A 24138-nucleotide genomic window follows, 5' to 3' on the forward strand; every position below is an offset into this window, starting at 1 on the left:
CGGCATCTTTACAAGACTCACCACGAGGTCTTCTCTCACAGGACGGACGGAAACATCCGCCGGGAGGGAACCATGCGCTACGACTATGTGATCGCCGGCGGCGGCTCCGCCGGCTCGACGCTTGCCGCCAGGCTTTCCGAAGACCCGTCGAAGACGGTGTGCCTGCTCGAAGCGGGAGGCGCCGGCAAGGACCTCCTGATCCGCGCGCCCGCGGGCATCATCGCGCTGCTGCCCGGACGGCCGAAGCTCAACAACTGGGCCTTCCAGACCGTGCCGCAGGAAGGTCTCAACGGCCGCAGGGGCTACCAGCCGCGCGGCAAGGCATTGGGCGGCTGCAGCGCCATCAACGCCATGCTCTATACGCGGGGCAACCGTCGCGACTATGACGAATGGGCCGACCTCGGCTGCGACGGCTGGTCCTGGGACGAGGTATTGCCCTATTTCCGGCGCGCCGAAGGCAATCAGCGCGGCGCCGGTGTGCTGCATGGCGGCGAAGGGCGCTGAGGGTCGCCGAGCAGCAGGAGCCGCGCCCCATCTCGAAAGCCTTTGTCGAGGCCTGCGGCGAAAACCAGGTCAGGCGCAACGACGATTTCAATGGGCCGGAGCAGGAAGGCGCTGGGCTCTACCAGGTCACGCAGTTCTGGGGCGAGCGCCGCAACGGCGAGCGCTGCTCGGCGGCCGCCGCCTACCTGCACCCGGCGATGAGCCGGCCTAATCTCACCGTCGTCACCGGGGCGCATGCGACGGGCGTCGTGCTCGACGGCAAGCGGGCCAAGGGCGTGCGGTATCGCATCGGCAAAGGCGAGGCGCTGGCGGAAGCCAGGCGCGAGGTCATCCTGTGCGGCGGAGCGTTCGGCTCGCCGCAACTGCTTCTCTTGTCCGGCATCGGTCCGGCGGTCGAGCTCGCGGCTCACGGCATTCCGCTCGTCCACGAGTTGCCCGGCGTCGGCAGGAACCTGCAGGACCATCTCGATTTCATCCTGGCCTGGAAGTCGCGGGAGACGGATCTGATGGGCATCGGCCTCACCGGCATGCCGGGGCTGGTCAGGCATATGCTGCGTTGGCGCAAGGATGGCACCGGCATGATCGCCACGCCTTACGCCGAAGCCGGCGCCTTCCTAAAATCCGATCCTGCGATCGAGCGTCCCGATCTGCAATTGCATTTCTGCATCGCCATCGTCGACGACCATGGCCGCAAGCTGCATATGGGCTACGGCTTTTCCTGTCATGTCTGCGTGCTGAGACCCTATTCGCGCGGCGAGGTGGGATTATCCGGCAGGGACCCGCTGGCGCCGCCGCGCATCGACCCGCGCTTCCTCGAGGACGAGCGCGACGCCGATCTTCTGCTCAAGGGTGTTCGCATGACGCGCGCCATACTGGAGGCGCCGGCGCTGGCGAAGTATCGCAAGAAGGAGATCTATACGGCCGGCGCTTCCAGCGATGCCGAGCTGATGGCGCATATCAGAGCGCGCGCCGACACGATCTATCACCCCGCCGGCACCTGCAAGATGGGTATCGACGACATGGCCGTGGTCGACCCGAACCTCAAGGTTCGCGGGCTGGAAGGGCTGCGCGTGGTCGATGCCTCGGTGATGCCGACCCTGATCGGCGGCAATACCAACGCGCCGACGATCATGATCGCCGAGAAGGCTGCCGACATGATGCGGGCGGCTGCTTGACCTCCGCCTGCTTGGTCAGACCAGCTTCGTGGAGTTTGTCGCGGGGCTAGTGCGTTTCACCGTTTCACGGAAACGGTGAAACGCCCTATCTCCTTGTTTTTACGCAATTCCGGACGGAAAACCGCCCACAATTTCCTGAAATTGCTCTGGCCGGCTTTCTCGCCTTGCCCGAGAGGTCGAATCGATCTGGTCTGACCAATTGATCGATTTGCACTTCCTCTTCCGCCGTCTTGCCCTTAGGATAGGGCTATAATTTCACACCTCGAAATAAATAGCTGTCAAGGGAGGACCCGGCATGGCAGGCAAGAAGATATTGATGCTCGTTGGCGAGTTCAGCGAGGAATACGAGATTTTTGTCTTTGAGCAGGCCATGCACGCGGTCGGCCACACCGTCCATGTCGTGTGCCCCGACAAGAAGGCCGGCGACGTGCTCAAGACCTCGCTGCACGATTTCGAGGGCCACCAGACCTATACCGAAAAGCTCGGCCACGACTATATACTCAACAAGACCTTCGCCGAGGTGGACCCCGCGGACTATGACGCGGTCTACGCGGCCGGCGGGCGCGGGCCGGAATATATCCGCATCGACAAGCGCGTGCAGGCGCTGGTCAGGCACTTCCATGAAACCGGCAAGCCGATCTTCACCATCTGCCACGGCGTGCAGATCCTGATCGCGGTCGACGGCGTGGTGCGCGGCAGGGAAGTGGCGGCGCTGCACTATTGCGAGCCCGAGGTGACGCTCGCCGGCGGCACCTATATCGACGTCGCTCCGACCGGCGTGCATGTCGACGGCAATCTGGTGTCGGCAAAGGGATGGCCCGGTCTTGCCGCCTTCATGCGGGAATGCCTGAAGGTGCTCGGCACCGAGGTCCGTCACGGCGAAGCGCTGATGCGCGACCAGCGCAAGGCAGCCTGACCTCTATCTGCGCCTCGCGCCGCGCGTTTCAAGCTGTTGGGGGCGGCAGTCTACAGACGTCGTTCCCCACCCATTTTGTCTGCCTCGGCACCCTCCAGGCGGTCGAGCAGGTCCGTGAGCCGCTTGGGCATCTCCTTCTCCAGGCGGAAAGCCGGCAGCGTGCGCAGGAAGCGCTTCGTCGCTTCCGCGCCGACCTGGCGCCGGATATCGTGGGCGAGTCTGGCGCGCCTTTCTGCATTGTTGCCGGTCATGGTCCCAAAATCCTGTGTCGGCTTCGAAACTCTCGCAGCCAGCAATGGTTCCCGTATCAGTCCTCAGAGGCAAGCAAAGCCGTCCGGTACGGTAAAATTTGAATTAATTTGGAACGATCGGGAGAAGGCCGCCAACGGTGCTTGCCCCTTGATTTTTGGCCCTCAAACCTCGATATCGGGCGCAAATCCAAACCAATCCGAATAACGGGAAACGGCGATGAGCGACCAGGCAAAAGACGAACGCGCGCCCGAGGAAATCGAAGCCAACCAGGCTTCCGGTGCCAAGGCTCCCGGCGAACGTGCGGAAGGCGGCGTCGACGGCGACTATGAAGCGCTCGTGCGGCTGCTGAAGGAAAACGAGGAACTGAAGGACCGCGCGCTTCGCGTCGCGGCCGAAATGGAGAACCTGCGGCGCCGCACGGCGCGCGACATGCATGACGCGCGCACCTACGCGGTGGCCAATTTCGCGCGCGACATGCTGTCGGTGTCTGACAATCTGCGCCGCGCGCTCGACGCCATTCCGGCCGAGGCCAAGGCCTCCGGCGATGCCGGCTTCAAGGCGCTGATCGAGGGCGTCGACCTCACCGAGCGCGCCATGCTGTCGGCGCTGGAGCGACACGGCGTGAAGAAGCTTGCGCCGGAAGGCGAGAAGTTCGACCCGAACTTCCACCAGGCGATGTTCGAGGTGCCCAACCCCGACGTTCCGGCCGGCACCGTCGTCCAGGTCGTGCAGCCGGGCTATTCGATCGGCGAGCGCGTGCTGCGGCCGGCGATGGTCGGCGTCTCCAAGGGCGGCCCGAAGGCTGCCGCGGCCGAGGCGCCGGTCGAGCCGGGTCCGGTGAACGAGCAGGCTGAGAAGGATGCGTGATAGCGAATAGGGAGTAGTGAGTAGCGAATAGGGAAGCAGGCTACCAACCGCACTGCTTCGTGGTATTCACTACTATCCGCTATTCGCTATTCGCTACTCGCTCACCCAATGAATCCCATCGAGCTGCTCGACTATGCCGGCGTCGCGGTCTTCGCGGCGACGGGCGCGCTTGCCGCGTCGCGCAAGGAGCTCGACATCATCGGTTTCCTGTTCCTGGCCAGCGTCACCGGCATCGGCGGCGGGACGCTTCGCGACGTCATCCTCAACCTGCCGGTGTTCTGGGTCGCCAATAGCGGCTATGTGATGATCTGCGCCGTTGTCGCAGTGCTTGTCTTCTTCAGCGCCCATCGCGTTGAATCGCGCTACAAGCTGCTGCTCTGGCTCGACGCGATCGGGCTTGCCGCCTTCGCGGTGATGGGGGCGGCAAAGGGCCTGGCGATCACCGGCTCGCCGGTCGTGTCCGTCATCACCGGAGTGCTCACAGCGACCTCCGGCGGCATATTACGCGACCTTCTCGCCGGCGAGCCCTCCGTGCTTTTGAGACCCGAAATCTACGTCACGGCCGCGCTCGCGGGCGCCGCGCTCTTCACGCTTTGCGATCTTGCCGGCATGCCGGCACTCCCATCCAGCCTGCTCGGCTTCGCGGCGGCTTTCCTGGTGCGCGGTGGGGCGCTCAAGTTCGGCTGGTCGTTCCCGGCCTATAAGAGCCGGCCCGGGCGAAGGCCGGAGGATATTCCGTGAGCGAGCGAATAGTGAATAGTAGGGATTGAACGGACAGGGTCCCGCCACTTTCTTCTATTCGCAATTCGCAATTCGCAATTCGCAATTCGCAATTCGCAATTCGCTATTCGCTATGCAGCGAAGCGCTGCCCTTCACCGCCATAGTAGTTGACGTAGCGGGCGCCGATTTCCTTGACCGGCATGACGACGAAGACGTCGACCGTGGAAAATTCGTGGTCGATGACGCAGCCGTCGCCGATGCGCGCGCCGACGCGCAGATAGCCCTTGACCAGCGGCGGCATGGCGGCGATCGCGGCCTTGGCGTTGACCGCCTCGATCGGCATCAGGTCCATCGAGCAGTAGCGGCCGGCCACCGCCCGGACATCCCAGGCCTGGTCGGTGCGGCAATGATGCGCGAGATAGGTCAGCGCCTCGGCATGCGCGGCGGGCACGATGCCGTGGAAGGAGGCGCAACCGGTCATCACGCCGATGCCATAGTGGTTGATATAGGCCCAGATGCCTTGCCAGAGCGCCTCGATGGTCCGCTTGGAGCGGTATTCCGGCAGGACGCAGGAGCGGCCGAGCTCGAGGAAGCGCTGGCCGGGATGGCGCGCGACCAGCTTGGTCAGCTCGAACTCGCCCTCGGAGTAGAACCCGCCCGCGGCCGTGGCGATCTCCTGCCGCAGTAGGCGATAGGTGCCGACGATGCGGCGGTGCTCGGGGCCCGGAAGCGAGGTGTCGAAAACCAGGAGATGGTCGCAGAGCGGGTCGAAGCGGTCTGCATCGCGCCGGTCCTGCGCCTGGAACAGATCCTTCCTCGCGCCAAGCTCGTCATAGAATACCCGGTAGCGCACTTCCTGGGCGGCCGCGATCTCGGCCTCGTTGCGGGCGAGCCGCACTTCAAGATTGCCGATGCGGCCCAGCGGTGCGCCGTTTGCGACGGAGTCGGCGGTGCGAGCGCCGAGCAGGGCGCTGGCGTTCGGCCGAGCATCGCATTCAGGCATGACTGTATGCACGAGTGATTCTCCTTCGAGCCATCCCTCTTGGCACGGGGATACGGTGTAGGTGCAACAGGATTGTGACAGTACCGTGATACGGCGGGCCCGGCAATACTTCGTCGGCTGGGCAATACCCTCAACCGGCTATCTTACGGCTGTGAAAGCCAAGCAATCCAAGGCGTTCGGGAAAGTCTAAAAAATTCGTTACGCCGCAGCCTGGCTCTCGACGGCCTGGACGAGCGCATCGGGGTCGAGAGGCTTGGTGACGAAGCCGCTGGCGCCATGGGCCAGCACGGTGTGGCGCGTCTTTTCCTGGCTGTCGGCCGAAAGCACCATGATCGGGACCGGCGGCACGGCAAGCGCTTCCTCATGGCGGCGGATGGCAGCGATCGCGTCCAGCCCGTCCATCACCGGCATGTGCAGGTCCATCAGGACGACGTCGAAACGATGCTTGAGGCCGGCATCGGTGACGGCCTCGACCGCAGCCTTGCCGTTGCCGACAATCCTGACGCGATGTCCGGCCTTGAGAAGCGTGGCGCGGGCAAGCATTGCGTTGATGTCGTTGTCCTCGGCGATCAGCACGGACAGGCCCTGGTCGCGGCGGCGGGCGGACGTGGCGCCACGCGGCTGCGGCTGCGGCTCGGCGGGTGCCGGCACATGGCTGGTCAACAGCACGCGCAGCAGCGTTTCGCCGCGCACCGGCCGGGCGAGGAACGTCGCGTAGCCGTTGGCGCGGAATTCGCCGAGCATGCCGCGATCGGCGGGTGCGATCAGGGTGACGGCCTCGCAGTCGACAAAACCGCTCTGACGCAGCCGCTTGAGCAGGCGGCCGTCGCTGTTCTCGAGCGCGGCGTCGACCAGAAGCACGTTGCAGCCGGCGGCGAAGGCGGCGGCCTGGTCCGGCGTGGCCGCAATCTCGACGCCGCCGCCATGCGCGCGGATGGTGCGGGCGATGGCGTCGGCCTCGACGGCGTTCCTGGATACGATCACCGCGCGCCGGTCGGAAAGGATGCTCCGGCGATATTGCGGCGGTTCGGTTGCCGCGGTCGCCGGGATGTCGAAGATGAATTCGGACCCTTCGCCGAGCCGGCTCGAAACCGAGATCGTGCCGCCCATGGCGATCACCAGCCGCTTGGATATGGCTAGGCCGAGACCCGCGCCGCCATGCACCCTGGTCGAAGTGCCGTCGGATTGCTCGAATTCCTCGAAGATGCGCTCCATATCCTCCTCGCGCAGCCCCGGACCGGTGTCGGCGATGGTGAAGCAGATGCGGTCCGTGCTCTCGCTGCGGGCGCGCGAGACAGTGAGCAGCACGCCTCCCGCGTCGGTGAACTTGACGGCGTTGCCGATGAGGTTGAGCAGCACCTGGCGCACGCGGCCGGGGTCGGCGGTGATCATCTGCGGCACGTCGGGCTCGACATGGCAGCCGAGGCCGATGTTCTTGGAGAAGGCCTTCGCCGCCAGCAGCTCGATGATGTTGTCGGCGATCTCGCGCAGCGACGTCGGCTGCGGCTCGGGATCGAAGCGGCCGGCCTCGATCTTGGAATAGTCGAGCAGGTCCTCGATCAGCGCAAGTAGCGAGCTTGCGGATGTCGAGACGGCGCCGACATAGGTGCGCTGCTCGGGCGACAGGTCGGTGTCGGCAAGCAGCTTCGCCATGCCCATGATGCCGTTCATCGGCGTGCGGATCTCGTGGCTGACTGTGGCAAGGAAGCGCGACTTGGCCTGGCTGGCGTATTCGGCCCGCTCGCGGGCGGTGATCAGCGAGGATTCAGCGCGCTTGCGGGCGGTGATGTCGCGGGCGATCGCCCGGTGCGAAACAGTGCCGGTCTCCCTGTCGCGCACCGAGAGCTCGATCCAGGAGAACCAGCGCGGCCCGTTCGGCGTGCGGATGGCGACGTCGGTGGAGCTCAGGCATTCATGGTCCGAGAAGGCGGCGTCGGGCACGACGCCCACGTCTATGCCGAGCTCGGAAAGCGTCTTGCCGGCGAGATCGCGCTGATCCGTGTCGACGAGCGAGGCGAACACCTTGTTGGCGTAGACGATGTGCCCGTCGCGGTCGCGATGCACGACGAGATCGCCGAGCGCATCGATCAGGCCGCGAAAACGCTCCTCGCTTTCCTGCATCTCCCACATGCGGTCGGCGAGCGTCTCGATCTCGGCGCGGCTGCGGGCGGCCGTCTCGTCGAGAAGTAGAGCGGCGCGGCGCTCGGTGCGCTGGTTGCGCAGATGCATCATCAGGCCGCCCAGGCCAGTCGCCAGCAGGCCGATGGTGATGAAGATCGGCGCTCCGGTGAGGTGCGCCAGCCCGGCCAGCACGATGATCGCGACGACCGTCAGGAACGACAGGCCTTCGCGGCTGGCCGGCGGCAATTCGGGAGCCAGCGGCGGCGCGATAAGCACCTGCCGCTTCGGCGTGTCCGGACCCAGCCCGTCATCGCCTGCGGTCTTGCTGTCCTGTCTGAAGTCGGAGTCCGCGAACATGCGGGAAACCTTGCCAGACAGAGATTATGGAAGACTGGGGCGGATCGTTCGAATTTTAGTCGTCTGAGCCAATTCGGGCGGTTTCTGCGCGTTTTGGCGCAATTCCGCACGGAAAACCGCCGAACGCTTCTCCTGGAAGGCACTACATATCGACGACCACGCGGCCCCTAATCTTGCCGTCGACGATGTCGCGCGCGGCGCCGATGATGCCGTCGAAGCCGATCGAGCGGGACAGCGTCGACAGCTTCCTGAGGTCGAGGTCGGCGCCGATGCGGCGCCATGCCTCGAGGCGGACCGGTTTCGGCGCCATGACGGAATCGATGCCGAGCAGCGAGACGCCGCGCAGGATGAAAGGCGCGACGCTTGTCGGAAGGTCCATGCCGCCGGCCAGGCCGCAAGCGGCGATCGCGCCGCCATAGGACGTCATCGAAAGCACATTGGCGAGCGTATGGGTGCCGACAGAGTCGATGCCGCCGGCCCAGCGTTCCTTGGCGAGCGGCTTTGCCGGCTGGCTGAGCTCGTCGCGCGAGATCACCTCGGCCGCGCCGAGATCGATCAGATAAGGGCTTTCGGCATTGCGTCCGGTCGAGGCGATCACATGGTAGCCGAGGGTGGAGAGGATCGAGATGGCGACCGAGCCGACGCCGCCGGCGGCCCCCGTCACCACCACCGGCCCGCGATCCGGCACGATGCCGTGCCGCTCCAGCGCCATCACGGCGAGCATCGCGGTATAGCCGGCGGTGCCGACGGCCATCGCGTCATGCGGGATCATGCCGTCGGTCAGCGGCACCAGCCAGTCGCCGTTGACGCGGGCGCGCCCGGCATAGGCGCCGTAATGCGTCTCGCCGACGCCCCAGCCGTTGAGGATCACGCGATCGCCCTTGCGCCAGTCGGCATGGGAGGAGGAAATGACGGTGCCGGCGAAATCGATGCCGGGCACCAGCGGCCAGCGGCGCACGACCGGAGCCTTGCCGGTGATGGCGAGCCCGTCCTTGTAATTCACGGTCGTCGCCTCGACGGCGACGGTGACGTCGCCTTCCATCAGGTCGGCGTCGGAGAGGTCGACGATTTCGACCGACTGCTTCTTTTCGGCGTCGCGCGAAACGAGGATGGCTTTGAAGGTCTCGGACATTTTTGTCTCCTCGGTTCCGGCGGTTTGTTATTGCGCAGTTGCCTCGACTTTGAGGCGGTGGTCGCGCGAGGTCAATTGCCTCGGTCCTGGGGTTTGGTCTCCCGCCGCCAGCCGATCAATTCGTCGAAGACGACGAGCGCGGCGCCAACGGAAATGAAGGCGTCGGCGAGATTGAACACCGCGAAGGACCAGACCGGCGTGTGGAACAGGATGTAATCGATGACGTGGCCGTAGACCGCGCGGTCGATCAAATTGCCGAGCGCGCCGCCGACGATCAGGGCAAAGCCGATGCGGGCAAGGACGTGGCCGGCGGGCGTGCGCGCCGCCAGATAGAGCACGAAGGCCACGACGAGCACGGCGATGACCACCAGGCCGGTGTCGCCGAAGGAAGAGAACATCGAGAAGGCGATGCCGGTGTTGTAGGTGCGAAACAGCGCCAGGAAGGGCAGGAGATCGACCTTTTCCTGGAAGGCGAGGCCGTTCTCGACCAGCTGCTTGATCCACTGGTCGAGCGCGATGGCAACGACGATCAGAAGGGCATAAGGGGACCAGGATTTCACTTAGCAGCCCTATCGCGTGTCGGTAGCGGGGTCGAGCTTCAAGGCGCCGCGCCTGATCTCGAACAGCATCACGCCGGTGGCGACCGCCAGATTGAGTGAATCGGCGCGGCCGGCCTGCGGGATCCTGAGCAGCCGATCGCAGCTCTCGGCGAGGTTGTCGGGCAGGCCCTGCTGCTCGTTGCCCATCAGAAGCAGGACCGGGCCCCTGGAGAAGTCGACCGAGCGGTAGTCGACGGCGCCCTTCAGATGCGTGCCGGCGACCAGGCCCGGGAAATCGCGGCGCCAGGCGAGGAAGGCCTGCTCCGTCGCCCTGGCGACCGGCACGGCGAAGATCGAGCCCATGGTGGCGCGCACCGTTTCCAGCGAAAACGGATCGGTGGTGTCGCCGACCAGGATGATGCCTTTGGCGCCGACGGCATCGACGGTGCGGATGACGGTGCCGAGATTGCCAGGGTCGCGCACGCGGTCGAGCGCAACCCAGACATCGCCGTCCGTGGCGCGGATATCTTTTAGCGGCAGCGTCTGCTGCGCGAAGACGCCGACGACCATTTGCGGATTCTCGCGGCGGGTGATTGCCGCCAGCACCTTCTCCGAGACTTCGAGCACGGTGCCGCCGGCGGCGACCGTGCGTGCCGCGACCTTTTCTATCGCCGCGTTGCCGCGCCCGGCCTTGGCAAAGACCAGGGTGCGGATTTGCCAGCCGAGGTCGAGCGCGTCGATGACCAGCTTCAGGCCTTCGGCCATGAAGGCGTTCTGCTGGTCGCGGAATTTCTTCAGCGCCAGCGCCCTGATGTCCTTGACCAGCGGATTGGCGAGGCTGGTGACTTCCTTGACCTGCCCGACCGGGCGATGTCCGTCAAATGCGACCATTTCAAGCCACCCAGCGCGAGAACAGCGAGGTCGACAGCGCGCGGCCGGCGGATTTCTCGCGGATGATCAACTCGCCGGATTCGACCGTCCCGCCCATGCCGGCGAAGGTATCGCGCATCAGGGCATGGATGGCGAAGAAGGAGGCGCGGATCGAATAGGCGGTCAGAACCACGGCCAGCGGCTTCGGCGTCAGGATCGAGCGGCAGAGGTCGGTGAGCCTTGGCAGATCCTCGAACAATTGCCAGACTTCGCCCTTCGGGCCGCGGCCATAGGCGGGCGGGTCGAAGAGCACGATGTCGTAGCGGCTGCCGCGGCGCTCCTCGCGCTCGGCGAACTTCACCGCATCCTCGACGATCCAGCGGATCGGCTTGTCGGACAGGCCGGCCATCTCCTGGTTCTCGCGCGCCCAGCCGATCGCTTTCTTGGAGGCATCGACGTGGGTGACCTCGGCGCCGGCGCGTGCGGCGACCAATGAGGCAAGCCCGGTATAGCCGAAGAGGTTCAGCACCTTGACCGGACGCCTGGCCGCCGCGATCAGCCCGGCCATATGGTCCCAGTGCGAGGCCTGTTCGGGAAAGACGCCGACATGGCGGAACGAGGTGAAGCGGCCGAGATAGTCGATGCCGTCATGCTTCATCGGCCAGGTCTCGCCGAGCGGCGCTTTCGGGAAACGCCAGCGGCCGATGCCTTCCTCGTCGGTATCGCCGGTGAAGATGGCGTCGGCGCGCTCCCATTCCTTGGCGGCAAGCGCCCGCTGCCAGATCGCCTGGCCTTCAGGGCGAACGATGCGGTAGGGGCCGTACTGCTCCAGTTTTTCGCCGGCGCCGCTGTCCAGCAGCGCATAATCGGCATTGGGCGCGACCTCGAGGATCAGCGGCAGCCGCTCGGCGGGCAAGGGACCCTCGCGGCGCTGGAGCACCCGCGGCGCAGGGTTGGCGTCCTGCCGATCCAGCGATTTCGTTTCCGGGCGCTCGCCGGTCTTTGGCGGTGCCGGGGCAAACGTGTCGCGCGGGCGCACCGGCTCTGTTCTTGCAGAGTGCGGACGGCTGTCGCGGCGCTTGTCGCGAAAGGATTTCAAGAAGAGGCATCTCCGGCGGTTCGGCCCGCTTCTGCCACAGCTATGCCCACCGGCGCAACAAAGGCGCGTGCAGCGCGGCCATCCGGAGCTTAGACCTGGCGGATCGACAGCATGCCGAAAGCAAGCGAAATGAAACCGATGGCCTTGGCGGCCGTAACCGCCATATGGCCGGTCTCCCAGCGCAACCGGATGGCGGCGAAATTCTCGGGGATCGGTCCGGGTGTCCACGTCGCGAGGACGTCGTTGGCCGGTTTGACGAGCCCGAACCAGAGCGCCAGCGAGACGGCATAAAGCAATGTAGCGACGAGGACGAACCAGAAGGCAGTGGCTTGGCCGCGCAGCATCCACGCAAGCAGTGCCGGGCAGAAGATCGCGGCGAGATCGAGCGGCGCTCCTACTAGCAGAAACAGCTGGAACTGTGCGTTGAAAACGGTCGCCTCGCGCCAAAGCGCGGGCGACCATCTCGTCAACCTGGGAAGCGATTCCAGGGCATGGGCAAAGGACGGTCCTAGGCTGAGCGCCGCTATCGTTATGGTCAGGACCGACCAGAAGAACAGATATCCGCGCATCTCCATCGGGGAGACAACGGCATCGGAGCGCAGGCGTTCCGACGCTGCCTTGCAGCGGCGCGCGCTGGGGACCTATGGTCGGGCTGCAGCAAACAGCAAATCGATGGCCCGTTCCGAACGCCTCCTTGACCTGATCCAGATCCTGCGCCGCCATCGCCGGCCGGTGAGCGGCCGCATGCTCGCGGATGACATGGGCGTGTCGATCCGCACGCTTTATCGCGACATCGCGACGCTGCAGGGGCAAGGGGCGCCGATCGAAGGCGAGGCGGGGCTGGGCTATGTGCTGAAGCCCGGCTTCATGCTGCCGCCGCTGATGTTCACCGACGAGGAGATCGAGGCGATCGTGCTCGGTTCGCGCTGGGTGGCGAAACAGCCGGACAAGCGGCTGGCCGCGGCCGCGACGGATGCGCTATCGAAGATCGCTGCGGTGCTGCCGGACGATTTGCGCGAGGATCTCGACGCCACGACGCTGCTGGTCGGGCCGGGTTCTGGAACCGTCGAGGCGATCGACCTCGGTGTGGTGCGGCAGGCGATCCGCAACGAGCGCAAGCTCGGCTTCCTCTACCGCGATGCCGGCGGCGCCACGTCGGAGCGCTTGGTCTGGCCGTTCGCTCTCGGCTTCTTCGACAAGGTTCGGGTGATGGTGGCATGGTGCGAGATGCGCCGGGATTTTCGCCACTTCCGCGCCGATCGCATGTCCCACCTCACCGCCACCGATATCCGCTATCCGCGCCGCCGCCAGGTAATGCTGAAGGAATGGCGGGCGACGCACGACAAGCCGGGCCAGAACGCGGCGTCAGACTCCGCTGGTTGATGCTACTGCCAGAATCTGACAGTGGTGGAGGTTAAACCACCTGTCGTTCAAACAAACTTGGAGATCTGACATGGTCACGCCCAATTTCGCCATCCTCTACGTCGACAGCCCGGAACGGAGCGGCGCCTTCTATGCTTCACTGCTTGGGCGCGAGCCGGTCGAGACCTCGCCCACATTCGCCATGTTCGTGCTCGACAAGGGCTTCAAGCTCGGGCTCTGGTCGCGCCACACCGTTGAGCCGGCGGCCGCCGCGGCGGGCGGAGGCGGCGAGCTGGTGCTTGCGGTCGAGAACGCGGCCGCCGTCGACGCCACCCATTCCGACTGGGCGAAGCGCGGCCTGAAAATCCTCCAGACCCCGACCGACATGGATTTCGGCCGCACGTTCGTCGCGCTCGACCCCGACAATCACCGCTTGCGCGTCTACTGGCCTTTCGAGGGAGCGCAGGGATGAGCGCCTACTGGGTCGCTGTCGCATCGGCCGGGCATGTCAGGATCGGCCGCCAGGCCGGCTTCATGCAGGTCAATCACGGCAAGGCCTCACCGCTGCGCCGTATCAAGCCGGGCGACGGCATCGTCTACTACTCGCCGAGCACCGTGCTCGGCGAGAAGGACGGGCTGCAGTCCTTTACGGCAATAGGCACGGTGCGCGAAGGCGAGATCTACCAGGGCGAGATGGGCGGCGGCTTCACGCCGGCGCGGCGCGACGTCGATTGATCAGACGCCAGGGAAGCGCCGATCAAGCCGCTGCTCGACCGCCTTGATTTCACCGCCGGCAAGCCGAATTGGGGCTATCAGCTTCGTTTCGGCCTGTTCGAGATCAGCGAGCACGACTTCCGACTGATCGGCGGGGCGATGGGCGTAAAGCCGGCGGTGTCGGCTATTTGAGCGCCTTGCAGACGGCGATGCCGGCGGCGAGGTCTTCGAGCGCGGCGCCGACCGACTTGAACAGCGTGATCTCGTCGTCGCTTCGCCGGCCCTGTTTCTCGCCGCGCGCCAGCTCATGCAGGTCGGCGACGATCGCTTCCGGTTTCAGCACGCCGGAAGCGAGTGGCTGGACGATGTCGCCGGCCTCCTTGGTGGCGCCGGCGCGGGTGTCGACAAAGACGCGGGCGCGAGAAATCGCCTCATCGTCGCTCTCGCGCATCTGCGGCGTGAAGCCGCCGACCAGGTCGACATGGGTGCCGGGCGTCAAAAGCGCACCCTTGATCAGCGGCGTGGTCGAAATCGTCGCCGAGGCGATGATGTCGGCCTCGCCAAGCTCGGCTTCGAGATCGCCGGCAGCGCTGGCCGGGTGACCTTCGGCACGCAGTGCGCTTGCCACTTTTTCGGCATTGGCCGGCGTGCGGTTCCAGATATGGATGGACTTGATCGGCCGCACCGCCGAATGCGCCTTGGCAAGGAAGGACGACAGCGCGCCGGCGCCGATCACCAGCAGCCGCGAAGCGTCCTCGCGGGCAAGATAGGAGGCGGCGAGTGCCGAGGCGCAAGCTGTGCGCCATTGCGTCAGCCGCTGGCCGTCGATCAGCGCCTGCGGCTCTCCGGTCACGCCGTCGAGTAGCAGATAGAGGCCCATCACCGCCGGCTTGCCGATGGCGTTGTTGTCCGGCGAGACGGTGACGATCTTGACGCCGATATGGCCGCCGGCCGAACTGCCCGCGGCGTTGAAGTCCGTCCAGGCCGGCATCAACAGCAGCGTCGAGGCGGCGCCGTCCGGCCGTTCGACGGCGTGGTGATGGCGCACCGGCTGCACGGCGCCGTCGCGGAAGGCGATGCGCAGCGTCTCGACCAGCCCTGGAAAGGTCAGTGCGCGATCGACCTCGGCGGCCGAGATGGTCAGCATGGCACGCTCCGTAACGGTATGCCGTTCAGTTCGTCGGCAGCGCCGGCCCTTTCGGCGCAGCGGGCGCGCGGCTCACTGCCTGGCGCAGGTTCTCGGCCTCCAGTCCGCGCTGGCGCGCAAGCTTGCGATAGCGGCCCTGCTTCACCCAGGTCGCCATGCTGCCGACGATCATGCCGACGGCCAAAGCCAGGAACAGGAAGATGAAGAGCGGCAAATTCAGCGTCAGCGCCGGATTGCCCGGATGGAACGGGTCGAGCGTGAAGGCGACCGGTCCGCGGTTGGCGACGGCAAGCGCGATCAGGATGACGGCCAGCGGCACGAAGACCACGACGAGCACGAAGCGATTGAACATCAGATCTCCATGGAGAGGCGACTTAAAAGCGCGCTGCGATCCTTCAGGTTTGCCCTGTGCGCTTCAGGTTTTGATACTGCGCATGTCTTTGTCCCGAAACCGGTTCCCACTTTCGCGAGACATGCTTTCAGCGCCGAGAGGTCGTTTCGACCTGCCGCCGCGGCGCCTATTTGCCGCCGTTCAGCCTTTCGCGCAACTCCTTGCCGGTCTTGAAGAACGGCACCCACTTCTCCTCGACCTCGACGGATTCGCCGGTGCGCGGGTTGCGGCCGGTGCGGGCAGGACGGTTTTTGACCGAAAAAGCGCCGAAACCGCGCAGCTCGACCCTGTTGCCTTCGGCGAGCGCGTCGGTGATCTCGTCAAAGATCGCGCCGACGATGTTTTCAACGTCGCGCAAAAAGAGATGCGGGTTGCGCGCGGCAATGATCTGCACAAGTTCGGATTTGATCATGAGAACGTTCCCCGTAAACCACTGCGGTCAAATTATCAGGATGATTTTATTGCTTTATTTGGCTCGTCCCAACAATTGTCAAGGGTGCCAGACCGAAACGAGACCGTCAAGGAACAAGCGGCCGGCGCCAAGTTCGTGAATGATGTCGCCGCCGGCGTCCGGCAGGCCGAGCGCGCCGGCGACGGCTTTGGTCATGCTCTTCGAAAACGGCAAACCGCGCCGGTCCGTGTCCTTCCACTCGACGACCTTGAGCTTGCTGTCGACGCCCTTGGTCGCAAGCCAGTCGATCGCCTCGGCCTCGCCGCCGACCGCGTCGACCAGGTGGTTGCCGAGCGCCTGGCGGCCGGTGAAGATCGACCCGTCGGCCAGCGCCAGCGCCTGTTCATGGCTCATCTTGCGCCGCTCTGCGACGATGCCGACGAACCAGTCATAGCTGTCGAGGATGAGCTTGCGCACCATGGCGCGCTCGTCGTCATTGGTCGGCTTGAAGGGCGAGGGCGAGGCCTTGAGCGGCGAGGACTTCACCTCTTCCAGCTTGATGCCGAGCTTGTCCATCAGGCTGCTGACGTCGGGGTACTGGATCAGCACGCCGATCGAGCCGACGATCGAGGTCTTGCGGGCAACGATATGGTCAGCCGCGCTTGCGATCATGTAACCGGCGGACGCCGCCAGCGTGCCGACCTCCGCCGCCACCGGCTTGTCGCCGGCAAGCTTGCGCACCTCCTCGTAGATCGACTCGCCGCCGACCGTGGTGCCTCCGGGCGAATCGATCGACAGGATGACGCCCTTCACGGTCGGCGATTTGCGGATCGTCTCCAGCCTTTTGATCAGCTCCTCGTCCTCGGTGATGGTGCCCTCGATCTTGACCTTGGCGATGTGATCGACCGCCCGGCCGGTGAAATCGTCATTGTAGACCCATGCCGAAAAGGCGATCAGCGCCGCCGCCAGAACCACAAACGCGGCCACGCGCCAGAAGGTCAGCTTGCGGCGCAAGCGGCGGCGGTCGATCAGGTCGTCGGCTCTCATTGCCATCGTCAGCCTCACAATCGGTGGGGAAAGCACGCTTTTAAAGCAACCACCCGCGCGCGGCTACCGTTTCCTGAAGGCCCGACAGGTCTCGGCGCAACTTGGCAATCACGACAACCTCACGAAAAATTAACGCAGCCGGCCCCTATCTGCTATGAAAGGCTGGCAGTTCAGCCGAATTCGTCCTAGTCGTGCGGTAGTAGCCGTCACATTTTTGCAGTTTTCCTCCGCTTGTGCTTGCTTGCGGGGACCGGCATACCACCTATAGGCGGTGTTTGGCGGGGCAAGGGCTCATTAGAAAACAGTCATGTTGGCGCGATCTGACGAAACGAGCGATGCCGAAACGGTGTCGGCTGCCGCTGGCGAAAGCGGCACGCGCGGTGACGCGTTCGACCGCGCGCAGCGGCATTCGCGCCGCGTGCGGGTGCTGAAATTCGCCGTGCCGCTGCTGGCGGCGGCAATCGCGATCGCCTTTCCGGTCTATTCCTATCTCGCCGCGCCGGTGTCGATCTCGGTGCAGGCCGACGGCACCGCCTTTTCGAACGGCAAGCTGGTGATGGCCAATCCCAAGCTCAACGGCTTCACCAAGCAGAAACTGCCTTATTCGCTGACGGCGACCAGGGCGACGCAGGATGTCGGCAAGCAGGGCATCATCGACCTCGAAGGCATCAACGCCAAACTGCCGGTCGCCAGCGATAATGTGGTGTCGGTCAACGCCGCGCACGGCATCTACGACCGCGACGCCAACACGATGGACCTCACAAGCGATGTCCTGGTGACGACGAGCGACGGCATGCAGGCCAAGTTCAAATCGGTCTTCCTAGACATGGGCAAAGGCTCTATGAAGACGGACAATCCGGTCGATGTCAGCCGCAACGGGTCGCGTATCACCGCCGATTCGATGTCGGTGGAAGAGAACGGCAAGGTGGTGGTCTTCGAGAACCGGGTGCGCGTCGACATCGATGCGGCAAGTCTGAAGGCGGCAGAGGCAAAGGGCGGAGAGCAGAATGCGTCGCAGTAGTTCGGCAAGGCTTGCAGCGGCGGCCTCTCTCTTCATGCTGGCGGCGCCCGCGCTTGCCCAGACCGGCGGCACCAGCCAGATGTCCGGCCTGAAACTGTCGGGCGACCAGCCGATCCAGATCGAAAGCGACAAGCTCGAGGTCCGTCAGGCCGACAGCGCGGCGATCTTCAGCGGCAACGTCACCGTCAATCAGGGGCCGACGCTGCTCAAGGCCGGCAAGATGACGGTTTACTACGTCAAGGATGCCAACGCCCCCAAGGGTGCGGCTGCCGGCGCGTCGGCGATGACCGGTGCAGCCAACATTGACCACCTGGTGGTCGAGAACAAGGTCTACATCAAATCGAACGACCAGATCGCCACCGGCGACAAGGGCACGTTCGACATGAAGACCCAGGTGCTTGTCCTTTCCGGCAGCGAAGTGGTGCTCTCGCAGGGCGACAATGTGCTCAAGGGCTGCAAGCTCACTGTGCAAATGAAAAGCGGTCTTGCCAATGTCGACGGTTGCGGCACTGGCGGCCGAGTCATCATGTCGATCACGCCGCAGAAGCAGGGCGCGCAGCAGCAGGGAGCGCAGCAGCAGTAATGGCTGGCGTATCGTCGCTGCTGGCCCGCCTCCCAGGGCGGGCGGCCGCAAAACCGGCTGCCCCGGCAACGGTCAGTGTCGACAAGGCGAAGTTCAAGGGCACCCTGATCGCCAAGGGCCTGACCAAGAGCTACAAGGGCCGCAAGGTCGTCAGCGGGGTGACGCTCGGCGTGCGCGCCGGCGAGGCCGTCGGGCTGCTCGGCCCCAACGGCGCCGGCAAGACCACCTGTTTCTACATGGTCACCGGTCTCGTGCCGGTGGACGAAGGCACGATCGAGATCGACGGCTTCGACGTCACCTCGATGCCGATGTACCGCCGAGCCCGTCTCGGCATCGGCTATCTGCCGCAGGAGGCCTCGATCTTTCGCGGGCTTAACGTCGAGCAGAACATCCGCGCCGTTCTGGAGGTGGTGGAAAAGAGCCGCAAGGAGCGCGAGCGCACGCTCGACGAGCTGCTCGAGGAATTCCACATCAGCCATCTTCGCAAGGCGCCGTCGATGTCGCTGTCGGGCGGTGAAAGACGCCGTCTCGAGATCGCGCGGGCGCTGGCGACGCGGCCGGCCTACATGCTGCTGGACGAGCCCTTCGCCGGCATCGATCCGATCGCGGTCGCCGACATCCAGCAGCTCGTTCGGCATCTGACCGCGCGCGGCATCGGCGTGCTGATCACCGACCACAATGTGCGCGAGACGCTCGGCCTGATAGACCGCGCCTATATCATCCATGCCGGCCAGGTGCTGACGCATGGCCGGGCCGACGAGATCGTCGCCAACGCCGATGTGCGGCGGCTCTATCTCGGCGAGGGTTTTACCCTCTAACGGTGAAAATCCGGCTTTCCGCCGAAATTTCGCGCCGTTTCGCCGGATTTATCGGCAATCCGTCCTCGGATAACGCTCCGGTAAGCCGTCGCTGCTAGCGTTTAGCTTGACAAGCAAAAGGCGGGCCAGTTTCTATGCCCGACCGAAAAACCATTGTTCGATGCGTAGACGAGGCGTTTGAATCCCACCATGGCGCTGGCAGCCAAACTGCAGCTCAGACAGTCCCAGTCGCTGGTGATGACGCCCCAGCTGATGCAGTCGATCCGGCTGCTGCAGCTCACCCATGTCGAGCTCGAGCGCTTCATCGACGAGGAGATCGAGCGCAACCCGCTGCTGGAGCGGGCGGAGCCGCAGGACGATGCAAGCGGCGACCAGCCGCAGAAGAACGAGGCCGCGCCGGAACCGGCCAGCGGGGATGACTGGTTCGAGGCCGAGACGGAATGGAGCGCCGAGGCGATCTCGGACAAGCTCGACTCTTCGCTGGAGAACCTTTTCCCCGACGATCCCGGAACGAGCGAGAGGCTGGGACCGGATCTTACGGCGCAATGGAAGTCGGCGTCCGGGAGCAGCGCCGGCGGCGCGTCGTCGGAGGGCTTCGATGTCGGGGAGATGGCCGCGACCGTCGTGACGCTACGCGAGCATGTCGGCGAGCAGATCGCGCTTGCTTTCCCTGCTCCTGCTGAACGCCTGATCGCCGGCGAGCTTGCCGACAGCCTCGACGAGGCGGGCTATCTGCGTGCCGACCTGGAAGAAATCGCCGCGCGGCTGGGCGCGGACGACGGAGCGGTGGCGCGCGTTCTCAGCGTCTGCCAGACCTTCGAGCCGGCCGGCCTGTTTGCCCGCGATCTCGCCGAATGCCTGTCGCTGCAGCTTGCCGTCCGCGACCGGCTCGATCCGGCGATGAAGGCCCTGCTCGCCAATCTCGAACTTCTGGCGCGGCGGGATTTCCATGCGCTGAAACGCATCTGCGGCGTCGACGAGGAGGATCTTCTCGACATGCTGGCCGAGATCCGGGCGCTCGATCCGCGGCCCGGCACTGCGTTTTCGGGCGGCGCCAGCGACGCGATCGTCGCCGATGTCGAGGTGCGGGCGGCCGCCGACGGCAGCTGGGCGGTGGAGCTCAACGCCGACACGCTGCCGCGCGTTCTGGTCGACAATGTCTATTTTGCCCGCGTCTCATGCCATGCCAGGGACCAGGCGGAAAAGGAGTTTCTCGCCGAGTGCCTGCAGAATGCCAACTGGCTGACGCGCAGCCTCGACCAGCGGGCGAAGACGATCCTGAAGGTGGCCTCGGAAATCGTGCGCCAGCAGGATGCGTTCCTCGTCCATGGCGTGCGGCATCTCAAACCACTCAACCTGCGCACGGTGGCCGACGCGATCGGGATGCATGAATCGACGGTCAGCCGCGTCACCGCCAACAAATACATGCTGACGCCGCGTGGCGTCTTCGAGTTGCGCTATTTCTTCACCGCTTCGATCGCCTCGGCGGAAGGCGGCGAAGCCCATTCCTCCGAAGCGGTACGCGACCGCATCAAGCAGCTGATCGACGAGGAAAAGCCGGCGGACGTGCTTTCCGACGACGCCATCGTCGATATGCTGCGGGAAAGCGGCGTCGACATCGCGCGCCGCACCGTCGCCAAGTACCGCGAAGGCATGAACATCCCTTCATCGGTGCAGCGCCGCCGCGAAAAGCGGGCATTGGCCAACGCCGGACGCTGAGGGCGGTTGACAATCAGCCGGCCTGACCTGGTCGATGCGGACTCCGGGGAACGGCGGATTCCCACAGTTTTCGTGCTTCATTGACAAGCCGCAATGAAGTGTCTAGAAGCCCGCCCGCATGAGCCGGGCCGCGATGCCCGCTCGCGAATGGGTCCGTCAAAGCGAAGGCCTCGGACGGCCAAGAAGGCGACTTGTGATCAACCGCAAAGTTCGGGTCTAAAATCGGCGCGCGTGCCGCCGCAAAGCTTGTGCGCGCGCACCACGGGTATAAACTCGGGACAGTTTGAAGCCTGAGCAAGGAAGGTCAGTTTTCAGATGAATCTGCGCATTTCGGGAAAACACATGGACATCGGCGATGCGTTTCGTACGCGCATCAACGATCGTGTCAACGAAGCGATCGAAAAGTATTTCGATCGGGGTTTTTCAGGACATGTCACGGTCATCAAGGCGGGGTCGCGCTTCTCGGCCGATTGCATGATCCGGCTCGATTCCGGCGCCTCGCTGCAGGCGACCGGCGACGCCCAGGACCCCACGCTTGCCTTCGAGGCGGCCGCCGATCGCCTCGAAACGCGGCTCAGGCGCTACAAGCGCCGGCTGAAGTCGCGCAATGTCGGCAACGGCAATGGCGAGGAGCCGACCGACATCGCCTATACGGTGATGGCGCCGCTCGCCGACGATGAAGAAGACATTCCGGAGGACTTCGCTCCGGTCATCGTCGCCGAATCGACCATGACGCTCCGCACCATGTCGGTGGCATCTGCCGTCATCGAGCTCGATACCAAGGACAGCCCGGTTTTCGTCTTCCGCAACGCCGGAAACGACCATCTCAACATCGTCTACCGCCGGCCGGATGGGAACATCGGCTGGATCGATCCGTCGACTACCAAAGTCGCGCAGGGATAAGAAGCCGGCCGCGCGAGGGGGACGACCGGCGCGGGCAGGCGAGCAAGGGATTTTTCAAGCATGGATCTTAGCGATCTCATCAGCGTTCCGGCTATCATGCCGGCGTTGAAGGCGAATTCCAAAAAGCAACTTCTGCAATTGCTGTCGGAGAGGGCGGCGGCGATTTCGGGGATTCCGGAGCGGGAAGTGTTCGACACCATCCTGCAGCGCGAGCGTCTGGGCTCGACCGGCGTCGGCAACGGCATCGCCATTCCGCACGGCAAGCTCGCAGGCGTGAAGCGGATCGCCGGCGTCTTCGCCCGGCTGGAGACGCCGGTGGATTTCGAGGCGCTCGACGACCAGCCGGTCGACCTGGTGTTCCTGCTGCTTGCGCCCGAAGGCGCCGGCGCCGACCATCTCAAGGCGCTGTCGCGCATTGCGCGGGTGCTGCGCGATGCCGATACGGTGGCCAAGATCAGGGGGACGCGCGACGCCGTGGCCATCCACGCGTTGTTGTCGGACACGCAGGCCTCGCACGCGGCTTGAATTTTCGGGGTAAACCTTCAAAGGGCCGCGGGAGCGGCCCTTTCCGTTTCAAACGCAACCACACGCCGCCTGGGACGGCGGGAAGCGATCCTTAGTGGATCGCGACCGTGGTCAGATCGTTCTCCAGCGCACCCGCCAGCGCCCGGTCGCGGGCATCGGAAAGCAGGATCGGCTGGCCGTTGGCGGCAAACAGCGCCCACAGTTCCAGGCCGGGCGCGATCTCGGTGAGGCCGGGGAAGCGGCCGCGCAGATCGTCGCTCGATACTTTCCTCAGGTAAGCGACCGAACCTTCGCCCAAATGGGCGAGTTCGCCGCTGGTCATGGTCAGGGTTTCGTCAGTTCTGGGCATTTTCAAGCCTCCTTGGCGCGAGGACGCCACTTCCGGCCGTCCCGCATTAGAGCCATTGGCAAAGATCAGTCTTTCACCGATATGTTTATTTTCCGTACCAGCCGCTCGGCTTCCGGCCGATCGAGATCGATCGACAAAAGGCCGTTCTTCAAGTCCGCGCCGATCACCCGCATGCCGTCGGCCAGCACGAAGCAGCGCTGGAACTGGCGCGCGGCGATGCCGCGGTGGAGGAATTCGCGCTCGGTGTCGTCGGTTTGACGGCCGCGCACGATCAGCTGGTTTTCCTCCGTGGTGACATCGAGGTCGTTCTCGGCGAAACCCGCCACGGCAAGCGTGATGCGCAGCCTCTCGGCCTTGCCGTCCGAGGCGCCCAGGCGCTCGATGTTATAGGGAGGATAGCTGTCGCCCGACTTCGCCAGACGTTCGAGCGTCTTTTCCATGGCGTCGAAACCCAAGAGAAGCGGGCTAGAGAAGGGCGTCATTCGACTCATTGTTACATTGTCCTCTCAAGAGCGACACAAACCGGAAAAACCCAGATGGCATTTTTCCCGATGGTCTTGATATGGTCCGCCGCGCAACCAAGTTCAAGCCATCAAAACCCCGCCCAAAAAGACTCCCCAAAAAGGAATTGAAATGCCCCAGTCACGAAAGATCATCATCGACACCGACCCCGGCCAGGACGATGCCGTCGCCATATTGCTGGCGCTCGGCAGCCCCGAGCTGGAGATCGTCGGCATCACCGCCGTCGCCGGCAACGTGCCGCTGAAGCTCACCGAGAAGAATGCCCGCAAGATCTGCGAGCTCGCCGGCCGCCCCGACATCAAGGTCTATGCCGGCGCCGTCCGCCCGCTGGCGCGCGAGCTCGTCACCGCCGAGGAAGTGCACGGCAAGACCGGCCTCAACGGGCCGCAGCTGCCCGAACCGACCATGCCGCTGCAGGCAGAGCACGCGGTCGATTTCATCGTCGAGACGCTGATGCGCGAGGAGAGCGGCACGATCACGCTCTGCCCGCTGGGGCCGCTCACCAACATCGCCCTGGCGCTGATCCGCGAGCCGCGGATCGCGCCGCGCATCAAGGAGATCGTGCTGATGGGCGGCGGCTTCTTCGAGGGCGGCAACGTCACGCCCGCCGCCGAGTTCAACATCTATGTCGACCCGCAGGCCGCCGATGTGGTGCTTAAGTCCGGCGTTCCGATCGTGATGATGCCGCTCGACGTCACCCACAAGGCGCTGACCACGGCCAAGCGCACTCAGGCCTTCCGGCAGCTGGGCACCAGGGTCGGCACCGCGACCGCCGAGATGCTGGAATTCTTCGAACGTTTCGACGAGGAGAAATACGGCACCGACGGCGGGCCGCTGCACGATCCGTGCGTGATCGCCTACCTGATCAAGCCGGAACTGTTCAAGGGCCGCCTCTGCAACGTCAGCGTCGAGACGACCTCCGAGCTCACCATGGGCATGACGGTGATCGACTGGTGGGGCGTCACAAAGCGGGAAAAGAACGCCATGGTGATGCGTGACATCGACCATGATGCCTTCTTCGCGTTGCTGATCGAGAGGCTTGGGCGGCTGTAGGGCCTCTTCCTTCCTCCTTTTGTTGGGGAAGGTGGAT

The 24138-nt window shown here is 64.8% G+C and carries 26 protein-coding genes and 2 pseudogenes; 14 read left to right on the top strand and 14 right to left on the bottom strand.

Annotation, left to right across the window (positions count from 1 at the left end; translation table 11 throughout):
- The first annotated feature begins 72 nt into the window (after positions 1-72).
- Both EJ067_RS23535 and EJ067_RS23540 read left to right on the top strand, forming a co-directional pair.
- Positions 73-1679, top strand: a pseudogene (locus EJ067_RS23535) (GMC family oxidoreductase N-terminal domain-containing protein).
- Positions 1680-1974: 295 nt separating this feature from the next.
- The gene (locus EJ067_RS23540) at positions 1975-2595 is read left to right on the top strand and encodes a DJ-1/PfpI family protein (protein WP_126087601.1); all 621 of its coding nucleotides are present in this window, start codon (positions 1975-1977) and stop codon (positions 2593-2595) included.
- Between the two features lie 50 nt (positions 2596-2645).
- On the opposite strand, the gene EJ067_RS23545 is transcribed toward EJ067_RS23540, so the two are convergent.
- Positions 2646-2846, bottom strand: coding sequence for a hypothetical protein (locus tag EJ067_RS23545; protein ID WP_126087602.1), 201 nt, complete (start codon positions 2844-2846; stop codon positions 2646-2648).
- Between the two features lie 217 nt (positions 2847-3063).
- Between EJ067_RS23545 and grpE the strand changes: the two genes are divergently transcribed.
- Together grpE and EJ067_RS23555 are read left to right on the top strand one after the other, a co-directional pair.
- On the top strand, positions 3064-3714 hold the full coding sequence (gene grpE / locus EJ067_RS23550; RefSeq protein WP_126087603.1) for a nucleotide exchange factor GrpE: 651 nt from the start codon (positions 3064-3066) through the stop codon (positions 3712-3714).
- A gap of 108 nt (positions 3715-3822) precedes the next feature.
- Complete coding sequence (locus EJ067_RS23555; RefSeq protein WP_126087604.1) at positions 3823-4455, top strand: trimeric intracellular cation channel family protein; 633 nt, start codon at positions 3823-3825, stop codon at positions 4453-4455.
- Between the two features lie 110 nt (positions 4456-4565).
- Here EJ067_RS23555 and EJ067_RS23560 read toward each other — a convergent pair whose 3' ends face one another.
- The 7 genes from EJ067_RS23560 to EJ067_RS23590 form a co-directional block, all read right to left on the bottom strand.
- On the bottom strand, positions 4566-5450 hold the full coding sequence (locus tag EJ067_RS23560; protein WP_126087605.1) for a GNAT family N-acetyltransferase: 885 nt from the start codon (positions 5448-5450) through the stop codon (positions 4566-4568).
- Positions 5451-5636: 186 nt separating this feature from the next.
- Positions 5637-7916, bottom strand: coding sequence for a PAS domain-containing sensor histidine kinase (locus tag EJ067_RS23565; RefSeq protein ID WP_126087606.1), 2280 nt, complete (start codon positions 7914-7916; stop codon positions 5637-5639).
- Between the two features lie 142 nt (positions 7917-8058).
- Positions 8059-9048 (bottom strand): MDR family oxidoreductase, encoded by a 990-nt coding sequence (locus EJ067_RS23570; protein ID WP_126087607.1) that lies wholly within the window; start codon positions 9046-9048, stop codon positions 8059-8061.
- Between the two features lie 71 nt (positions 9049-9119).
- Positions 9120-9608 carry a signal peptidase II gene (gene lspA / locus EJ067_RS23575; RefSeq protein ID WP_126087608.1) on the bottom strand — a complete coding sequence of 163 codons (489 nt, stop codon included), beginning with the start codon at positions 9606-9608 and terminating at the stop codon, positions 9120-9122.
- 9 nt (positions 9609-9617) lie between these two features.
- Positions 9618-10478, bottom strand: a complete 861-nt coding sequence (locus EJ067_RS23580) for an RNA methyltransferase (RefSeq protein WP_126087609.1) — start codon at positions 10476-10478, stop codon at positions 9618-9620.
- 1 nt (position 10479) lies between these two features.
- Entirely contained in the window at positions 10480-11556 is a 1077-nt protein-coding gene (locus EJ067_RS23585; protein ID WP_126087610.1) for a class I SAM-dependent rRNA methyltransferase, read from the bottom strand.
- Positions 11557-11645: 89 nt separating this feature from the next.
- The gene (locus tag EJ067_RS23590; RefSeq protein WP_126087611.1) at positions 11646-12131 is read right to left on the bottom strand and encodes a DUF1772 domain-containing protein; all 486 of its coding nucleotides are present in this window, start codon (positions 12129-12131) and stop codon (positions 11646-11648) included.
- Between the two features lie 97 nt (positions 12132-12228).
- On the opposite strand from EJ067_RS23590, the gene EJ067_RS23595 reads away from it, so the two are divergent.
- The 3 genes and pseudogenes from EJ067_RS23595 (at position 12229) to EJ067_RS23605 (ending at position 13824) form a co-directional block, all read left to right on the top strand.
- On the top strand, positions 12229-12939 hold the full coding sequence (locus tag EJ067_RS23595; RefSeq protein WP_126087612.1) for a YafY family protein: 711 nt from the start codon (positions 12229-12231) through the stop codon (positions 12937-12939).
- 70 nt (positions 12940-13009) lie between these two features.
- Positions 13010-13390: a VOC family protein gene (locus EJ067_RS23600; protein WP_126087613.1), complete on the top strand. Its 381-nt coding sequence runs from the start codon at positions 13010-13012 to the stop codon at positions 13388-13390.
- Positions 13387-13824: pseudogene (locus tag EJ067_RS23605) on the top strand (EVE domain-containing protein). Before EJ067_RS23600 ends, EJ067_RS23605 begins: the two are co-directional and overlap by 4 nt.
- Here the strand turns inward: EJ067_RS23605 and EJ067_RS23610 are convergent.
- The 4 genes from EJ067_RS23610 to sppA form a co-directional block, all read right to left on the bottom strand.
- Positions 13817-14779, bottom strand: a complete 963-nt coding sequence (locus tag EJ067_RS23610; protein WP_126087614.1) for an ornithine cyclodeaminase family protein — start codon at positions 14777-14779, stop codon at positions 13817-13819. The pseudogene EJ067_RS23605 and the gene EJ067_RS23610 overlap by 8 nt on opposite strands.
- A 25-nt stretch (positions 14780-14804) precedes the next feature.
- Positions 14805-15131 carry a DUF1049 domain-containing protein gene (locus EJ067_RS23615; RefSeq protein WP_126087615.1) on the bottom strand — a complete coding sequence of 109 codons (327 nt, stop codon included), beginning with the start codon at positions 15129-15131 and terminating at the stop codon, positions 14805-14807.
- Positions 15132-15297: 166 nt separating this feature from the next.
- On the bottom strand, positions 15298-15582 hold the full coding sequence (locus EJ067_RS23620; RefSeq protein ID WP_027165368.1) for an integration host factor subunit beta: 285 nt from the start codon (positions 15580-15582) through the stop codon (positions 15298-15300).
- Between the two features lie 78 nt (positions 15583-15660).
- Positions 15661-16614 carry a signal peptide peptidase SppA gene (sppA, locus tag EJ067_RS23625; protein WP_126087616.1) on the bottom strand — a complete coding sequence of 318 codons (954 nt, stop codon included), beginning with the start codon at positions 16612-16614 and terminating at the stop codon, positions 15661-15663.
- A gap of 301 nt (positions 16615-16915) precedes the next feature.
- Here sppA and lptC point away from each other — a divergent pair, with 301 nt between their 5' ends.
- The 6 genes from lptC (at position 16916) to ptsN (ending at position 22177) form a co-directional block, all read left to right on the top strand.
- Positions 16916-17629 (top strand): LPS export ABC transporter periplasmic protein LptC, encoded by a 714-nt coding sequence (lptC, locus tag EJ067_RS23630; protein WP_126087617.1) that lies wholly within the window; start codon positions 16916-16918, stop codon positions 17627-17629.
- Entirely contained in the window at positions 17616-18212 is a 597-nt protein-coding gene (locus EJ067_RS23635) for an LptA/OstA family protein (RefSeq protein WP_126087618.1), read from the top strand. Before lptC ends, EJ067_RS23635 begins: the two co-directional genes overlap by 14 nt.
- Positions 18212-19030 carry an LPS export ABC transporter ATP-binding protein gene (gene lptB, locus EJ067_RS23640; RefSeq protein WP_126087619.1) on the top strand — a complete coding sequence of 273 codons (819 nt, stop codon included), beginning with the start codon at positions 18212-18214 and terminating at the stop codon, positions 19028-19030. The genes EJ067_RS23635 and lptB overlap by 1 nt, the downstream gene beginning before the upstream one ends.
- Before the next feature lie 189 nt (positions 19031-19219).
- Positions 19220-20749, top strand: a complete 1530-nt coding sequence (gene rpoN / locus EJ067_RS23645) for an RNA polymerase factor sigma-54 (RefSeq protein ID WP_126087620.1) — start codon at positions 19220-19222, stop codon at positions 20747-20749.
- 315 nt (positions 20750-21064) lie between these two features.
- Positions 21065-21652 carry a ribosome-associated translation inhibitor RaiA gene (gene raiA, locus EJ067_RS23650; protein ID WP_126087621.1) on the top strand — a complete coding sequence of 196 codons (588 nt, stop codon included), beginning with the start codon at positions 21065-21067 and terminating at the stop codon, positions 21650-21652.
- A gap of 60 nt (positions 21653-21712) precedes the next feature.
- Complete coding sequence (ptsN, locus tag EJ067_RS23655) at positions 21713-22177, top strand: PTS IIA-like nitrogen regulatory protein PtsN (protein WP_042641064.1); 465 nt, start codon at positions 21713-21715, stop codon at positions 22175-22177.
- A 91-nt stretch (positions 22178-22268) separates the two neighbouring features.
- Here ptsN and EJ067_RS23660 read toward each other — a convergent pair whose 3' ends face one another.
- Both EJ067_RS23660 and EJ067_RS23665 read right to left on the bottom strand, forming a co-directional pair.
- Complete coding sequence (locus EJ067_RS23660; RefSeq protein ID WP_126087622.1) at positions 22269-22526, bottom strand: DUF1150 family protein; 258 nt, start codon at positions 22524-22526, stop codon at positions 22269-22271.
- A gap of 65 nt (positions 22527-22591) precedes the next feature.
- The gene (locus EJ067_RS23665) at positions 22592-23017 is read right to left on the bottom strand and encodes an Hsp20 family protein (RefSeq protein ID WP_126087623.1); all 426 of its coding nucleotides are present in this window, start codon (positions 23015-23017) and stop codon (positions 22592-22594) included.
- A gap of 142 nt (positions 23018-23159) precedes the next feature.
- Between EJ067_RS23665 and EJ067_RS23670 the strand changes: the two genes are divergently transcribed.
- On the top strand, positions 23160-24101 hold the full coding sequence (locus tag EJ067_RS23670) for a nucleoside hydrolase (protein WP_126087624.1): 942 nt from the start codon (positions 23160-23162) through the stop codon (positions 24099-24101).
- Positions 24102-24138 lie beyond the last annotated feature (37 nt).

The sequence above is a fragment of the Mesorhizobium sp. M1D.F.Ca.ET.043.01.1.1 genome (assembly GCF_003952385.1).
Lineage (GTDB): Bacteria > Pseudomonadota > Alphaproteobacteria > Rhizobiales > Rhizobiaceae > Mesorhizobium.

What these genes read in the sequence shown, in the direction of transcription:
- raiA (WP_126087621.1), top strand. Translation starts at nt 21,065, where the DNA reads ATGAATCTGCGCATTTCGGGAAAACACATGGACATCGGCGATGCGTTT.
- EJ067_RS23545 (WP_126087602.1), bottom strand. Translation starts at nt 2,846, where the DNA reads ATGACCGGCAACAATGCAGAAAGGCGCGCCAGACTCGCCCACGATATC.
- EJ067_RS23540 (WP_126087601.1), top strand. Translation starts at nt 1,975, where the DNA reads ATGGCAGGCAAGAAGATATTGATGCTCGTTGGCGAGTTCAGCGAGGAA.
- EJ067_RS23595 (WP_126087612.1), top strand. Translation starts at nt 12,229, where the DNA reads ATGGCCCGTTCCGAACGCCTCCTTGACCTGATCCAGATCCTGCGCCGC.
- ptsN (WP_042641064.1), top strand. Translation starts at nt 21,713, where the DNA reads ATGGATCTTAGCGATCTCATCAGCGTTCCGGCTATCATGCCGGCGTTG.
- lptC (WP_126087617.1), top strand. Translation starts at nt 16,916, where the DNA reads ATGTTGGCGCGATCTGACGAAACGAGCGATGCCGAAACGGTGTCGGCT.
- EJ067_RS23565 (WP_126087606.1), bottom strand. Translation starts at nt 7,916, where the DNA reads ATGTTCGCGGACTCCGACTTCAGACAGGACAGCAAGACCGCAGGCGAT.
- rpoN (WP_126087620.1), top strand. Translation starts at nt 19,220, where the DNA reads ATGGCGCTGGCAGCCAAACTGCAGCTCAGACAGTCCCAGTCGCTGGTG.
- EJ067_RS23610 (WP_126087614.1), bottom strand. Translation starts at nt 14,779, where the DNA reads ATGCTGACCATCTCGGCCGCCGAGGTCGATCGCGCACTGACCTTTCCA.
- EJ067_RS23665 (WP_126087623.1), bottom strand. Translation starts at nt 23,017, where the DNA reads ATGAGTCGAATGACGCCCTTCTCTAGCCCGCTTCTCTTGGGTTTCGAC.
- EJ067_RS23600 (WP_126087613.1), top strand. Translation starts at nt 13,010, where the DNA reads ATGGTCACGCCCAATTTCGCCATCCTCTACGTCGACAGCCCGGAACGG.
- EJ067_RS23590 (WP_126087611.1), bottom strand. Translation starts at nt 12,131, where the DNA reads ATGGAGATGCGCGGATATCTGTTCTTCTGGTCGGTCCTGACCATAACG.
- sppA (WP_126087616.1), bottom strand. Translation starts at nt 16,614, where the DNA reads ATGGCAATGAGAGCCGACGACCTGATCGACCGCCGCCGCTTGCGCCGC.
- EJ067_RS23555 (WP_126087604.1), top strand. Translation starts at nt 3,823, where the DNA reads ATGAATCCCATCGAGCTGCTCGACTATGCCGGCGTCGCGGTCTTCGCG.
- EJ067_RS23660 (WP_126087622.1), bottom strand. Translation starts at nt 22,526, where the DNA reads ATGCCCAGAACTGACGAAACCCTGACCATGACCAGCGGCGAACTCGCC.
- grpE (WP_126087603.1), top strand. Translation starts at nt 3,064, where the DNA reads ATGAGCGACCAGGCAAAAGACGAACGCGCGCCCGAGGAAATCGAAGCC.
- EJ067_RS23615 (WP_126087615.1), bottom strand. Translation starts at nt 15,131, where the DNA reads ATGTTCAATCGCTTCGTGCTCGTCGTGGTCTTCGTGCCGCTGGCCGTC.
- EJ067_RS23670 (WP_126087624.1), top strand. Translation starts at nt 23,160, where the DNA reads ATGCCCCAGTCACGAAAGATCATCATCGACACCGACCCCGGCCAGGAC.
- EJ067_RS23620 (WP_027165368.1), bottom strand. Translation starts at nt 15,582, where the DNA reads ATGATCAAATCCGAACTTGTGCAGATCATTGCCGCGCGCAACCCGCAT.
- EJ067_RS23570 (WP_126087607.1), bottom strand. Translation starts at nt 9,048, where the DNA reads ATGTCCGAGACCTTCAAAGCCATCCTCGTTTCGCGCGACGCCGAAAAG.
- EJ067_RS23580 (WP_126087609.1), bottom strand. Translation starts at nt 10,478, where the DNA reads ATGGTCGCATTTGACGGACATCGCCCGGTCGGGCAGGTCAAGGAAGTC.
- EJ067_RS23635 (WP_126087618.1), top strand. Translation starts at nt 17,616, where the DNA reads ATGCGTCGCAGTAGTTCGGCAAGGCTTGCAGCGGCGGCCTCTCTCTTC.
- lptB (WP_126087619.1), top strand. Translation starts at nt 18,212, where the DNA reads ATGGCTGGCGTATCGTCGCTGCTGGCCCGCCTCCCAGGGCGGGCGGCC.